The sequence below is a fragment of the Pandoraea sp. E26 genome (assembly GCF_000681415.1).
Lineage (GTDB): Bacteria > Pseudomonadota > Gammaproteobacteria > Burkholderiales > Burkholderiaceae > Pandoraea > Pandoraea pnomenusa.
This window is the reverse complement of the sequence record NZ_AYXJ01000014.1, coordinates 56675-70554: the sequence shown is the minus strand read 5'-3', so window position 1 is coordinate 70554 and position 13880 is coordinate 56675. Positions and strand designations below refer to the sequence as shown.

9 protein-coding genes and 2 pseudogenes are annotated in these 13880 nt (G+C 65.9%); 8 read left to right on the top strand and 3 right to left on the bottom strand.

What is annotated here, in order from left to right; genetic code table 11:
* Positions 1-93: 93 nt before the first annotated feature.
* Positions 94-714 carry an NTP transferase domain-containing protein gene (locus W930_RS0110335; RefSeq protein ID WP_144347417.1) on the bottom strand — a complete coding sequence of 207 codons (621 nt, stop codon included), beginning with the start codon at positions 712-714 and terminating at the stop codon, positions 94-96.
* Between the two features lie 151 nt (positions 715-865).
* Here W930_RS0110335 and W930_RS0110330 point away from each other — a divergent pair, with 151 nt between their 5' ends.
* A complete protein-coding gene (locus tag W930_RS0110330; protein WP_023597535.1) occupies positions 866-1480 on the top strand; it encodes a YqaA family protein in 615 nt (204 codons plus the stop codon).
* 186 nt (positions 1481-1666) lie between these two features.
* Here the strand turns inward: W930_RS0110330 and W930_RS0110325 are convergent, their stop codons facing one another.
* Both W930_RS0110325 and W930_RS0110320 read right to left on the bottom strand, forming a co-directional pair.
* Positions 1667-3889, bottom strand: a complete 2223-nt coding sequence (locus W930_RS0110325; RefSeq protein WP_024788520.1) for a xanthine dehydrogenase family protein molybdopterin-binding subunit — start codon at positions 3887-3889, stop codon at positions 1667-1669.
* 17 nt (positions 3890-3906) lie between these two features.
* Positions 3907-4365, bottom strand: coding sequence for a (2Fe-2S)-binding protein (locus W930_RS0110320; protein ID WP_023597533.1), 459 nt, complete (start codon positions 4363-4365; stop codon positions 3907-3909).
* A gap of 617 nt (positions 4366-4982) precedes the next feature.
* Here W930_RS0110320 and W930_RS31130 point away from each other — a divergent pair.
* The 7 genes and pseudogenes from W930_RS31130 to W930_RS0110285 form a co-directional block, all read left to right on the top strand.
* Positions 4983-6948, top strand: a pseudogene (locus tag W930_RS31130) (DUF3683 domain-containing protein); the annotation flags it as partial.
* A gap of 86 nt (positions 6949-7034) precedes the next feature.
* A pseudogene (locus tag W930_RS31125) lies at positions 7035-8978 on the top strand (DUF3400 domain-containing protein); the annotation flags it as partial.
* Between the two features lie 52 nt (positions 8979-9030).
* On the top strand, positions 9031-10719 hold the full coding sequence (locus W930_RS26935) for a Na+/H+ antiporter (protein ID WP_023597531.1): 1689 nt from the start codon (positions 9031-9033) through the stop codon (positions 10717-10719).
* Positions 10720-10892: 173 nt separating this feature from the next.
* A complete protein-coding gene (locus tag W930_RS0110300) occupies positions 10893-11330 on the top strand; it encodes an HIT family protein (protein ID WP_023597530.1) in 438 nt (145 codons plus the stop codon).
* A 52-nt stretch (positions 11331-11382) separates the two neighbouring features.
* Entirely contained in the window at positions 11383-11796 is a 414-nt protein-coding gene (locus W930_RS0110295; RefSeq protein ID WP_023597529.1) for a gamma-butyrobetaine hydroxylase-like domain-containing protein, read from the top strand.
* A 60-nt stretch (positions 11797-11856) separates the two neighbouring features.
* Positions 11857-12591 carry a bifunctional demethylmenaquinone methyltransferase/2-methoxy-6-polyprenyl-1,4-benzoquinol methylase UbiE gene (ubiE, locus tag W930_RS0110290; RefSeq protein ID WP_023597528.1) on the top strand — a complete coding sequence of 245 codons (735 nt, stop codon included), beginning with the start codon at positions 11857-11859 and terminating at the stop codon, positions 12589-12591.
* 238 nt (positions 12592-12829) lie between these two features.
* The gene (locus W930_RS0110285) at positions 12830-13834 is read left to right on the top strand and encodes a Tim44 domain-containing protein (RefSeq protein WP_023597527.1); all 1005 of its coding nucleotides are present in this window, start codon (positions 12830-12832) and stop codon (positions 13832-13834) included.
* The last annotated feature ends 46 nt before the right edge of the window (positions 13835-13880 follow it).

The window sequence follows — 13880 nt, the reverse complement described above, 5'->3', positions numbered from 1 at the left end:
TCAAGGAACAAAAGGACAATGATAGACCAGCACGTCCGCCCGGGCGGTCGCGCTTGGTCTCTCGGGAAAAATCGGGAAAGGGGAGTGCGCGCCCTAGCGTAGGTCGTCTGGGGTGTCGATGTCGCGCACGATTCCGGCGTCGTCGACATCGACGATCGTAATGTGCTCGCTAATCAACAGGTCGCGCGCGCCGGCGTCGCCGTCAAGGGCGGCCAGGCGTGACGTGAAGGCAGAACCGAAGGCCACGGGGTGGCCGCGCTGTCCCTGATAACTCGGTGCGACGATGGCCTCGGACGAGTTGAGCCCATCGGCGACGGCGCGAATGGTATGCGGATGGATGTAGGGCATGTCGGCCAGCGCAACGAGCCAGCCGTCGAGATGTTCCAGCCCGGGCGGCGGCGCTTCGTCGGCGCCGGACTGGATGCCGGCCGCGAGCGTGGCCCCCATGCCGCGCTTGGTGGCGTGGCTCATCACGACTTCGCAACCCGCCTGCAGCAGCACGTTCTCGAGCTCGGCCGAATCCGGACGCACGACCGCAATCACGCGCGGCAATACGGCCAGCAGCGCATGCGCGCTGGCAAGGGCAACGGGTCGGTTCAGGGGATCTCCGGGCAGCGGCGCGAGCAGCTTGTTCCGGCGCCCAGCCGCATCGAAGCGGGTACCGAGTCCGCCTGCCAGTAGAATGGCCACGGGCGGCGTCGAAGGTCGGGTCATGGACATGCATTATGCGCCAGACTTTTCGTTTCTGCCAAACTCGCATGCCCGAACGCGGGTTGGCGCATGACGCATGCGCCGACCGTCCGGTCGGTCATGTCGTCCGGTGGCCCGCCCGTGCGGGATCTGTTCTGTCTATTTCCGGAGTTGCATGGAGTCGTTCATCACCTGGCTGCTCGGCGTGCTGGCCCTGCCCGGCGTTGGCCTGCCGGCCATTTTTCTGGTGTCGTTTGTCTCGGCCACACTGCTGCCAATGGGCTCCGAGCCCGCGCTCTTCGGCTATGTGACGCTCAACCCGCAAATGTTCTGGCCCGCCATTGCGGTGGCCACGGCAGGCAACACTGCCGGCGGAATGCTCAATTGGTGGATGGGGTTCGCCGCGCGCCGCGCGTTCGTTCGCCTCAAAGTCCGTCGCCGCACCCATGCGCGGGCGGCGGGCCGTGCCGGTGAGCGGGCGGCCGCCTTCGGGGATGCGCCGTCGCGGTCCGTCAAGCGTGCCGACGGCAAGGCGCCGATGAACGAACGCTATCACCGCTGGATGCGCCGCTTCGGGCCGCCACTGCTCCTGCTCTCGTGGCTGCCCGTGGTCGGCGACCCGTTCTGCTCGCTCGCCGGATGGCTGCGCCTTCCCTGGCGCGCCTGCCTGCTCTATATCGCAGTGGGCAAGGCGCTGCGCTACATTGCCGTGACCTACCTGATGATGCGGGTGCCCGAATCGTTCTGGCACGGCATCTTCGCGCCTTTCAAACATTTACTGATTGGGTAGGTTCGGCGCCCCGCCGCCCAGGACTGCGCTCAATGTCCGGAGCCGCCGGACCGGTGCACCTTTGCGCCTCCCGGACATGAGCCCAACCCAGATCCTGTTCCTGATTCGAGGAGGCGCCCCGGTCCGGCCTTACCGCAGGCCGTCCGGGTGACGCCAACCGCCTTCCGGCTTATCGTCGTGCGCAGGTCACGCCTTTGCCACGTCGAACGGCAAGGAACGCAGGCGCTTTCCCGTCAACGTGAACAGCGCGTTCGCGTACGCCGGTGCCAACGCCGGCAATCCCGGCTCGCCCATCCCCGTCGGCGCATCGCCCGAACTCGCGATGTGCACACTGATCGCCGGCATGTCCGGCAGGCGCGCCACCATGTACTGATGGAAGTTGCTCTGCTCGACTTCCCCATCCTTCATGGTGATCGCCGCACCCGGCAACGTCGTTCCCAATCCCATCAACGCCGCCCCCTCGACCTGCGCGGCTACCGTCAACGGATTGACCGCGAAGTTGCAATGCACCCCCGCCGTCGCACTCACCAACCTCGGGGTTCCATTGCGCATCTCGGCCACGACAACGTACGCCACCACGGAGTCGAACGACTCATGCACCGCCACGCCCCACGCCTGCCCCTCCGGCAACCGGGTCTTCCCATAGCCGGATCGCTCGACCGCCAGGGCAAGCGCCTCCTTGTGTCGCGGATGCTTGTCACCCATCAATGCATAGCGATACGCCACCGGGTCCTGACCGGCCTGCTTCGCCAACTCATCGATCAAGGTTTCCATGACGTACGCGGTGTGAGTGTTGCCCACCGACCGCCACCACAACACCGGCACGTTGACCTTGGGACTGTGCAACGTCAGACGCAGCGGCACGGCGTACGGCGTGCCGGACACGCCCTCCACACTGGTGCCGTCGATGCCGTTCTTGACCATCATCTTCTCGAACGGCGTACCCGCCAGAATGGACTGACCGACGATGGTGTGATTCCACGCGAGGATGTTGCCCTTGTCGTCGAGGCCGATTTCGGCGCGGTGCACGTACATGGGACGGTAGTAGCCGCCATGGATGTCGTCTTCGCGGCTCCAGATGACCTTGACCGGCTCGCGATGGCCGGCCTTGCGCCATGCCTTGGCGACCTGCGCCGCCTCGACACCATAGTCGGACGTGGGGACCGCGCGTCGCCCGAAGCCCCCGCCCGCCATGAGCGTGTGCAGCTTGACTTGCTCGGGCTTGAGTTCGAGCGTGCGTGCAATGGCCGCCTGATCGACGGTCTGGAATTGGGTGCCGGTCCAGACTTCGGCCCCTTTGTCGGAGAGCTGCACGGTGCAGTTCAACGGCTCCATGGGCGCGTGCGCGAGATACGGGAAGCTGTATTCCGCCACGAGCGTTTTGGGCGCGCCCTTGAGCTTGCTGACGTCGGCGTCGATGGCCACGGTCCCGGGCGTCCTGGCCATCTCCTTGTATTTGGCCAACTGCGCCGTGGTGTCGACGTGTTCGACCCCGCTGGTGTCCCACTCGGGTTTGAGCGCGTCGCGTCCGGTCTTCGCCTGCCAGTAGCCGTCGGCGATGACGGCTACGGCGGTGCCGCCCCGATCGTCGGGAATCTCCAGCACGTCGCGCACGCCCTTGACGGCCTTCGCGGCCTTGGCGTCGAAGCGTTTCACTTTGGCGCCGAACACCGGCGGGCGCGCCACGACCGCCACCTTGAGGTTGGGCAGCTTGAAATCCATGCCGTACATCGGCACGCCGGTCGACTTGGCCCGCGCGTCGAGGCGACCGGTCGGCTTGCCCAGCAGGCGGAACGCCGACGGCGATTTGAGCGGAACATCGGCCGGCACCGGCATGGCCTGCGCCCTGGCCGCGAGGCTGCCGTAGGTGGCGCGCTGGCCGTTGGGGCCGAGGACGACGCCGTTTTCGGTTTTCAACTGTGCCGCGGGCACTTTCCATTGCTGCGCCGCCGCCGCAATGAGCATGGCGCGCGCCGACGCCCCGATGCGACGGTACTGCAACCACGAGTGTGCCACGGAGCCGGAACCACCGGTCATCTGAATGCCGAACAAGGGGTCTTTGTAGACGTCGGCCGCCGGCGCCAGCTCGCTGCGCACCTTCGCCCAGTCGCAGTCGAGTTCCTCGGCAACCAGCATGGGCAGCGCGGTCTGCACGCCCTGGCCGAAGTCGAGGCGGTTGACCTGGATGGTGACGGTGTCGTCGGGCGCGATGCGCACGAACGCGGACGGCACGACGGGCGCCGGCGCGGCGCCCTGTGCGGCGGCGCCGCGCATGGCGCCGGGCAGCGACATTTCAAGCATCAGGCCGCCGGCCGCAAGGGCGGAGGTCTTGAGGAATCCGCGGCGGCTCAGGCCGGTGTAGTCGCCCACGGCGACCCCGGGATACTGGGAAAAGCGAAGTTCGCGCATGTCGGTGTCTCCTCGCCTCAGGCCAGCGACGCCGCGGCGTCCTTGATGGCCGCGCGAATGCGGGCGTAGGTGCCGCAACGGCAGATGTTGCCCGACATCGCGGCGTCGATCTGCTCGTCGTTGGGCTGCTTGTTCTCGCGCAGCAGCGCGGTGGCGGACATGATCTGGCCGCTCTGGCAGTAGCCGCACTGAGGCACGTCGTGCTTGACCCAGGCGTCCTGCACGGCACGGCCGACCGGGTCGGCGCCGACGTTTTCGATGGTCGTGATCTTCTTGCCTTCCACGGCGGAGACGGGGGTGATGCAACTGCGGATGGCCGCGCCGTCCATATGGACGGTGCACGCGCCGCACAACGCCATGCCGCATCCGAATTTGGTGCCGGTCATGTTGAGCGCGTCGCGCAGGGTCCAGAGCAGGGGAGTGGCCGGGTCGACGTCGACCTTGACCGGCTTGCCGTTCAGTTGAAACGAAGCCATAGAGACACCTCTTGTCGGGTGGATGGAGCGGGGATCGGCAAAACATACTCTGGTTCGCTGAAAATTTCACAGCAGGAGTGGGCCGCAACTCGTTGTATATAAACGGATACAGCGGCCGGGGAAATCACTGGAAGGTGTCGGGGGCGAGCGGTACCGGGTTGGTCGTTAAGGTGCCGTCAACGCAGCGATGAGGCCGATGTCGGCAACGACGGACGGCGAATCGGTCGGGGGAAGTTGGGGGGAGGGAGGGGAATGACGCGCCAGAGCGAGGAATTCGGTGCGCCGCCGACGTGTTGCGGTGCAATGAAGTACAATTCGGCCTACATTCCCCTACCAACACTTTCCCAAGCCGGAAGAAAGATCTGGGCATGCGCACCAACTGCCTCACCCCCCTGTGCTTCTGCTCGATGACCGGACACGATTCGTCATCGGCGTCTTCGCACGGCAGTCGTCGATCTCGCTGATCGCAGATCGTCCGTTGTCGGCCAGCGCGCACCCTTGATCCCCAGCGCGCTCGCCGCCGGCAATCCCAGCGCATACCCGATTTTGACTTTCGGCGCGTCCCGCGAGACGAACGCCGACGGCGGACGCACCGCCGCAATGACGAGCCCGACAAGATGAACGCACCCTTGCCCGCCTTCGAGCCGCACGACGCAAAGCATGCCGTAGCCGCCCAACCGCCGCGACTGCGCGAGATCCCCTATAACTACACGTCGTTTTCGGACCGCGAAATCGTCATGCGCCTGCTCGGCGCCGACGCCTGGGCGATCCTCGACGAACTCCGCGCGGAACGCCGCACCGGCCGCTCGGCACGCATGCTGTACGAAGTGCTAGGCGACATCTGGGTGGTTCGCCGCAATCCGTATCTGCAGGACGACCTGCTCGACAATCCGAAGCGCCGCAAGCTGCTGATCGATGCCCTCGAGCACCGGCTCAACGAGATCGACAAGCGCCGTCGCGCCGACATGGCGCAACACGCCGACGAGAGCGGCCGCGAGCGCGCCGCGCGCGTGGAACAGCTGGAATCGGCGGCGCGCCGCGCCGTGGCCGACTTCGCCGCGGAGTTCGACAAGATGGCGGAACTGCGCCGTCGCGCGAAGAAGGTGCTTGGCCGCACGACCGCCCACGACAACATCAAGTTCGACGGCCTGTCGCGCGTGTCGCACGTGACCGACGCCACCGACTGGCGTGTGGAATATCCGTTCGTGGTGCTCACGCCGGACACGGAAGCCGAAATGGCGTCGCTGGTCAAAGGCTGCTTCGAGCTCGGGCTGACGGTGATCCCGCGCGGCGGCGGCACCGGCTATACGGGCGGCGCGATTCCGCTCACGCCGTTCTCGGCCGTCATCAACACGGAAAAGCTCGAGCAGCTCGGCGATGTCGAATATTCGCAGTTGCCCGGCGTGGACAAACCGGTACCGACGATCTTCTCGGGCGCGGGCGTGGTCACGCGCCGCGTGGCCGAGGCCGCCGAGCGCGCCGGTCTGGTGTTCGCGGTGGACCCCACGTCGATCGATGCCTCGTGCATCGGGGGCAACGTGGCGATGAACGCCGGCGGCAAGAAGGCCGTGCTGTGGGGCACCGCGCTCGATAACCTGGCCTGGTGGCGCATGGTCGATCCGCAGGGCAACTGGCTGGAAGTCACGCGCCTCGATCACAACCTCGGCAAGATTCACGACATTCCGGTCGCCCGCTTCGAGCTCAAGTGGTACGACGGCAATCAGGCGCCCGGCGCCGCACTGCTCAAGACCGAACGGCTGGACATCGAGGGCAAGCGCTTTCGCAAGGAAGGCCTCGGCAAGGACGTGACGGACAAGTTCCTCGCCGGCCTGCCGGGCATTCAGAAGGAAGGCTGCGACGGTCTCATCACGAGCGCGCGCTGGATTCTGCACAAGATGCCCGCGCACACCCGCACGGTGTGCCTGGAATTCTTCGGCCAGGCCAAGGAAGCGATTCCGAGCATCGTCGAGATCAAGGACTACATGTTCGCGCAGACGGCCGCGGGCGGCGCGATTCTCGCCGGCCTCGAGCATCTGGACGAACGCTATCTGCGCGCTGTGGGCTACGCCACGAAGTCGAAGCGCAACGCGTTCCCGAAGATGGTGCTCATCGGAGACATCGTCGGCGACGACGACAACGCGGTCGCCCAGGCGACCTCGGAAGTCATTCGCATGGCCAACGGCAAGAGCGGCGAGGGTTTCGTCGCGGTGTCGGCGGAGGCCCGCAAGAAGTTCTGGCTCGACCGCTCGCGCACGGCCGCCATCGCGCGCCACACCAACGCCTTCAAGATCAACGAAGACGTGGTGATTCCGCTGCCGCGCATGGGCGAGTACACCGACCACATCGAGCGCATCAACATCGAGCTCTCGCTCAAGAACAAGCTCCAGCTGGTCGACGCCCTCGAGGCGTTCTTCGAAGCCGGCAACCTGCCGCTGGGCAAGACCGACGACGCGAACGAAATCCCGTCGGCCGAACTGCTCGAAGACCGCGTGCAAACCGCACTCACGCTGCTGCGCGATGTGCGCGAGCGCTGGGTCTTCCTGCGCGATCACTTCGAGATGCCGCTCGCCGAGGCGATTCCGCTGCTCAATCGTCATGGCATTCGCGACATCAATGTGGCGCTCAACGATCGCCTGACGAAGCAGCCGGAAACGCGTCTGATCGACCTGCTGCAAGATCGCACGGTCCGGGTGTCGTGGAAGCAGGAGATCCGCGCCGAACTGCGCCAGATCTTCTCGGGCGCCGAGTTCAAGCCGATCCTCGACGAGGCGCAGGCGATTCACAAGCGCGTGCTGCATGGCCGTGTGTTCGTGGCGCTGCACATGCACGCCGGCGACGGCAACGTGCACACCAACATCCCGGTGAACTCGGATAACTACGAGATGCTCCAGGATGCGCACAAGGCCGTGGCCCGCATCATGGACATCGCCCGCTCGCTCGACGGCGTGATCTCGGGCGAACACGGCATCGGCATTACCAAGCTGGAGTTCCTGACGGAAGCCGAGATCGGCGAGTTCCGCGCCTACAAGATGCGCGTGGATCCGGAGGGGCGCTTCAACAAGGGCAAGCTGCTGGACATGCCCGACCTGCCTGCCGACCTGCGCAATGCCTATACGCCGAGCTTCGGGCTGATGGGCTACGAGTCGATCATCATGCAGCAGTCGGACATCGGCGCCATTGCCGACAGCGTGAAGGACTGCCTGCGCTGCGGCAAGTGCAAGCCGGTGTGCGCCACGCACGTGCCGCGCGCGAACCTGCTCTACAGCCCGCGCAACAAGATTCTCGCCACGTCGCTGCTCATCGAGGCGTTCCTCTATGAGGAACAGACGCGTCGGGGCGTGTCGATCAAGCACTGGGACGAGTTCAACGACGTGGCCGATCACTGCACCGTCTGTCACAAGTGCGTGACGCCGTGCCCGGTGAAGATCGACTTCGGCGACGTGACGATGAACATGCGCAACCTGTTGCGCAAGATGGGCAAGAAGAAATTCAATCCGGGCTCGGCCGCCGGCATGTTCTTCCTGAACGCGACCAACCCCGAGACGATCAACATCACCCGCAAAGTGATGATCGACTGGGGCTACAAGGCGCAGCGTTTCGGCGCCGACATCTTCAAGAAGCTCGCGAAGAAGCAGACGGCGCATCCGCCGGCCACGGTCGGCAAGCCGCCGCTGCGCGAGGAAGTGATCCACTTCGTCAACAAGAAGATGCCGGGCAATCTGCCCAAGAAGACGGCGCGCGCGCTACTCGACATCGAAGACAACAAGGTCGTGCCGATCATTCGCGATCCGAAGGCCACCACGGTGGACTCGGAAGCGGTGTTCTACTTCCCGGGCTGCGGTTCGGAGCGTCTGTTCTCGCAGGTCGGTCTGGCCACGCAGGCCATGCTCTGGCACGTGGGCGTGCAGACGGTGCTGCCGCCGGGCTACCTGTGTTGCGGCTATCCGCAGCGCGGCTCGGGGCAGGGCGAGAAGGCCGAGAAGATCGTGACGGACAACCGCGTGCTGTTCCATCGCATGGCGAATACGCTGAACTACCTCGACATCAAGACCGTGGTGGTGTCGTGCGGGACTTGCTACGATCAGCTCGCCGGCTACGAGTTCGAGAAGATCTTCCCGGGCTGCCGCATCGTCGACATTCACGAATACCTGCTCGAGAAGGGCGTCAAGCTCGACGGCGTGGGCGGTACGCGCTACATGTATCACGATCCGTGCCACACGCCGATCAAGACGATGGACCCGGTCAAGCTCGTGAACCAGCTGATGGGCAGCGAGAACGACGGGTACAAGATCGAGAAGAACGATCGCTGCTGCGGCGAATCGGGCACGCTGGCCGTCACGCGGCCCGACATCTCGACGCAGATCCGCTTCCGCAAGGAGGAGGAGATGCGCAAGGGCGCCGCGAAGCTGCGCGCCGACGGCAAGGTCGATGACGTGAAGATTCTCACGAGCTGCCCGTCGTGCCTGCAAGGGCTGTCGCGCTATAACGAGGACGCCAATGTCACGGCCGACTACATCGTCGTGGAAATCGCCAGGCACGTGCTGGGCGACGAGTGGCTGGTGGACTACGTGAAGGACGCGAACAACGGCGGCATCGAACGCGTGCTGGTGTGATGCTCCTGCGCGGGACGCGGCCGAGGCCTGACCGACGGACCACGGAGGTGGCATGGAGGTAGTCTATACAGCACTGATCCTGCTGTTCGTGGTGGCGCTGACCGGCGTGCTGGTCAGCTTCGTCCGATTCCTGCCGGTGCCGCTGGTGCAGATCGCCGTGGGCGCCGCGCTCGCCTGGCCGGGCGCGGGGCTGCACATCGATCTCGACCCCGAGATCTTCTTCCTGCTGTTCATTCCCCCGCTGCTCTTCGCCGACGGCTGGCGCATGCCCAAGCGCGAGTTCTGGCACCTGCGCGTGCCGATCATCGCCATGGCGCTCGGTCTGGTGATCTTCACGGTGCTCGGCGTGGGGTACTTCATCCACTGGATGATTCCGTCGATACCGCTGGCCGTGGCGTTTGCGCTCGGCGGCGTGCTCTCGCCGACCGACGCGGTGGCCGTATCCGCGCTCACCGGGCGCCTGCGCATGCCCACGCGTCTCATGCACGTGCTCGAAGGCGAAGCGATGATGAACGATGCGTCGGGCCTCGTCGCGTTCAAGTTCGCCATCGTGGCGGCCACCACCGGCCTGTTCTCGATCGGCAACGCCACGTTTTCCTTCTTCGTCATCGCGCTCGGCGGCCTGCTCGCCGGCTGGGCGGTGACTTGGCTCTTCACGCAATTTCACCGCCGGGTGCTCGACGTCTCCAACGAGGAACCGGCCACGGTCGTGCTGCTGCTCCTGCTCATGCCGTTTGCCGCCTATCTGCTGGCGGAGCATTTCGGCTTCTCGGGCATTCTCGCGGCCGTGGCCGCGGGCATGACCGTGAGCTCGACCGATCTGCTCAACAGCCGCACGGCCACGCGCATTCTCGGCAACGGCGTGTGGTCGATGCTCGAATTCGTGTTCAACGGCGCGGTGTTCGTGCTGCTCGGCCTGCAATTGCCCGATATCGTGCGCGCGGCGCTGCGACCGAACCAGCATCTGTGGGGCACGTTGCTCAATCTCGGCGAGTTGATGGCTTATGTGGGCGCGATTTCGGCGGTGCTCATCGTGCTGCGCTTTTGCTGGGTGTGGTCGGCGTGGCGAGTGATGTACTTCCTCGGCATGCGTCGCGGGGAAATCACGATGAAGCCCGGCATGCGTTTTACCGGCGTGACGGCGCTCTCGGGCGTGCGCGGCGCGGTGACGCTGGCCGGCGCCCTGTCGGTGCCGCTCGCGCTGCCGGGCGGCGCCCCTTTCCCGGGGCGCGATCTGCTGATCTTTCTGGCCGCCGGGGTCATCCTGCTGTCGCTCATCGGAGGAAGCATCGGCCTGCCGATCCTGCTGCGTGGTGTGCGCTGGCCGGTCGAGGACCCGCGCAACCGGGAGATGGCCGAAGCTCGGCTGGCGGCGTCCGAGGCGGCGATTCGCGCCATCGAGTCGTTGCAGAAGGTGATCGCCAGGTCGGGCGACGAACTGGACACCGCCGTGTGCGCGGAAGCGGCCGCCCGGGTCATGGGGCGCTACCGGCGTGCGCTCAACGCGGCAAGCGCGACCGAAGAGATGCGCGCGCGCGCCGTGCGCGATGTGGAAGTGGAGCGGCGTTTGCGCGCAGCCGCGCTGCAGGCCGAACGCGTGGAACTGTCGCGCTTGCGCATCACGCATCGCATCAACGACGAGACGCTGCGCGAGATGCTCAGCGAGATCGATTTCGCCGAACTGGCGCTCGGTCCGGTGGATCCGGCGACCGGCAAGCGCAAGAAGGGCAGGAAGCATTGAGGCGTTATGCGCGCCATTGAAGGACACCGCCGCGCGACCAGGGGCGGCGAAGGACGACGGCGTGTCACGTGGCGTCGCCTGGCGTCACGCAATGGGATGAAGCGCAACGAAGCGTAACGAAGTGCACCGAAGCGCAACGAAGCGCAACGAAGCGCAACGAAGGGAGACCGAACATGGAATGTCCGTTTTGCGCCGGCGACGGCGGTGAAGTCGTGTGGCGCGATCCGGTGCTGCGCGTGGTGCTGGCCGACGAAGCCGGCTACCCGGGGTTCGCCAGGGTGATCTGGCACGCGCATGTCGCCGAAATGAGCGATCTGCCCGAGGCGGCGCGCGAGCATGTGATGCGCGCCGTGTTTGCCGTGGAGACGGCTCAGCGCGCCGTGCTGTCGCCGCACAAGGTCAACGTGGCGAGCCTGGGTAACATGGTGCCGCATGTGCACTGGCACGTCATTCCCCGCTATCGCGACGACGTGCATTTCCCCGGCTCGGTCTGGAGCGCGCCGCAGCGCGCGCTGCCCGAGGCGGCGCTCGCGCCGCGCATCGCCCGGCTGCCGGCCCTGCGCGAGGCCATCGTGGCAGAATTGAAGCGCGTTGCCGCATGGCCGGCATGACCGCCGGCGCCTGAGCGGCTATACTGCCGACCGATTCTTCTGGAGCAAGATCATGGCTGGGCTGGAGAAAGACACGCCGATTCCCGTTTCCCTGACGCTGCATCGCACTTCGAAGGTGCTGGAACTCGGTTACGAGGACGGCAAGCATTACCGCCTGCCATTCGAATTCCTGCGCGTGCTCTCGCCGTCGGCGGAAGTCCGCGGTCACGGCCCGGGGCAGGAGACGCTCCAGACCGGCAAGCGCGACGTCGAACTCACCGGCCTGGAGCCGATCGGAAACTATGCGGTGCGCCCCGTCTTCTCCGACGGGCACGACACCGGCATCTATTCGTGGGACTACCTCTACGAGCTGTGCGTGCGTCAGGACGCCCTGTGGCAGGAATACCTGGACAAGCTCGCGGCGGCAGGTGTCGAGCGCGACACGCCGATGCCGTCGCCGGCCGCCGGTGGCTGCCACCACCACTGAGGCCCCGGCGGGGCACGCGCTGCGAGTGTGCGCCCGCTTATATGATTAGGGAGATGTGCAATGGGCCAACAGACCCACTTCGGTTATGAAACCGTCGACGAGAAGGACAAGGCCGGCAAGGTGGCCGAGGTGTTCCATTCGGTCGCGAACAAGTACGACATCATGAACGATCTGATGTCGGGCGGCCTGCATCGCGTCTGGAAGGCGTTCACGATCGGGCGCGCCGCGGTGCGGCCCGGCTTCAAGGTGCTCGACATCGCGGGCGGCACGGGCGACCTCTCGAAGGCGTTCGCGCGCGCGGCCGGGCCGACCGGCGAAGTCTGGCTCACCGACATCAACGAATCGATGCTGCGCGTGGGCCGCGATCGGCTGCTCGACGCCGGCATCGTCACCCCGTCGCTGCTCTGCGACGCCGAGAAGCTGCCGTTCCCGTCGAACTATTTCGACGTGGTGACCGTGGCGTTCGGTCTGCGCAACATGACCCACAAGGATGCCGCGCTCGCGGAGATGCGGCGCGTGATCAAGCCGGGCGGCAAGGTCATGGTGCTGGAGTTCTCGAAGGTGTGGCAGCCGCTCGAGAAGGCCTACGACACCTACTCGTTCAAGGTGCTGCCGTGGCTCGGTTCGCGCATCGCGGGCGACGCCGACAGCTATCGCTATCTGGCCGAATCGATCCGCATGCACCCGGACCAGGAAACGCTCAAGACGCTCATGGAAGACGCCGGACTGGAGCGCGTGGAATACCACAACATGACCGCCGGCGTGGTCGCACTGCACATCGGACGCAAGTTCTGATACCTCGAGGATAAGCGCTCACTTACGCTGAGCTGCGCTGAAGTCGATGAAGTTGCCGAAGCGCCCCGGTCCGCGGAAAATTCCCGCACCGGGGCGCTTCGCTAATTTCTGACTAATTTTGCTGTGTCAGGATCCCCTCACGCGTCCCCTGGTTTCGGTGCATGAAATTGCCCTGAACCATTCGGGTCGACGCCTGTCAGTAGACAGCAACCGATAACTCCACGGAGAGACCAGAACGATGTTCCAGTTCCTGAAAAACAAGCTGTTGTTGGGCGTAGTGGCCGGCGTCATCGCGGTCGGCATGACGATCGCCGATGCTGACGCCAAGCGCGTTGGCGGCGGCCGGAGCATCGGCAAGCAGTCCAACACCGTCACGCAACGCCAGGCGACCCCGCAGCAACCGGCACAGACGACCCCGGGCGCCGCGCCGAACCAGGCCGCGCCGGCCGCCGCCGGTGCAGGTGCCGCGGGCGCCGCCGCAGCTGCCAAGCCGGCCAACCGCTGGCTGGGCCCGATCGCCGGTCTGGCCGCTGGCCTCGGCATTGCCGCGCTGCTCTCGCACTTTGGCCTGGGCGGTGCGTTCGCCAGCATGATGGCCAATGCCATCGTGATCGCGCTGATCGCGTTTGCCGTGATCTGGCTGATCCGCCGTCTGCGCGGCAACAAGTCGCAGCAGCAGACGCCGGCCTACGCCGGCGCGGGCGCCGATGCGTCGAACGCCTCGAACACTTCGCTGCGCCAGTCGTGGGACAGCCAGCAAGCGCCGCAGGCGGGTTCGTCCTCGACCCAACCGTCGCTGTCGGCCGTGCCGGCCGCCGCCGGGGCCGCCGGGTCCGTTGGCGCCGCTGCCGCCGCCGAGCCGTTTGGCGTGCCCGCCGGTTTCGATACCGAGGGCTTCCTGCGCAGCGCGAAGGTGTACTTCAACCGTCTGCAAGCCGCCTGGGACAAGGGCGATCAGGCCGACATCAACGAGTTCACCACGCCGCAGATGTTCGCGGAAATCAAGATGGATCTCGAAGAGCGCGGCAAGGCGAACAACCGTACGGATGTGGTCCAACTGGACGCCGAGCTCCTCGGCATCGAGCAGACGGCCACCGAGTACATGGCGAGCGTTCGCTTCTCCGGTCTGATCCGTGAAGCCGAAGGCGCCCCGGCCGAGCCGTTCAACGAGGTGTGGAACCTGACCAAGCCGGTGACCGGCAGCGGTGGCTGGGTGCTCGCCGGGATTCAGCAGCTCAGCTAAGCTCGCGACGATTTTGGCGTAACCTGCCTTACAATGAGAGCCCGCG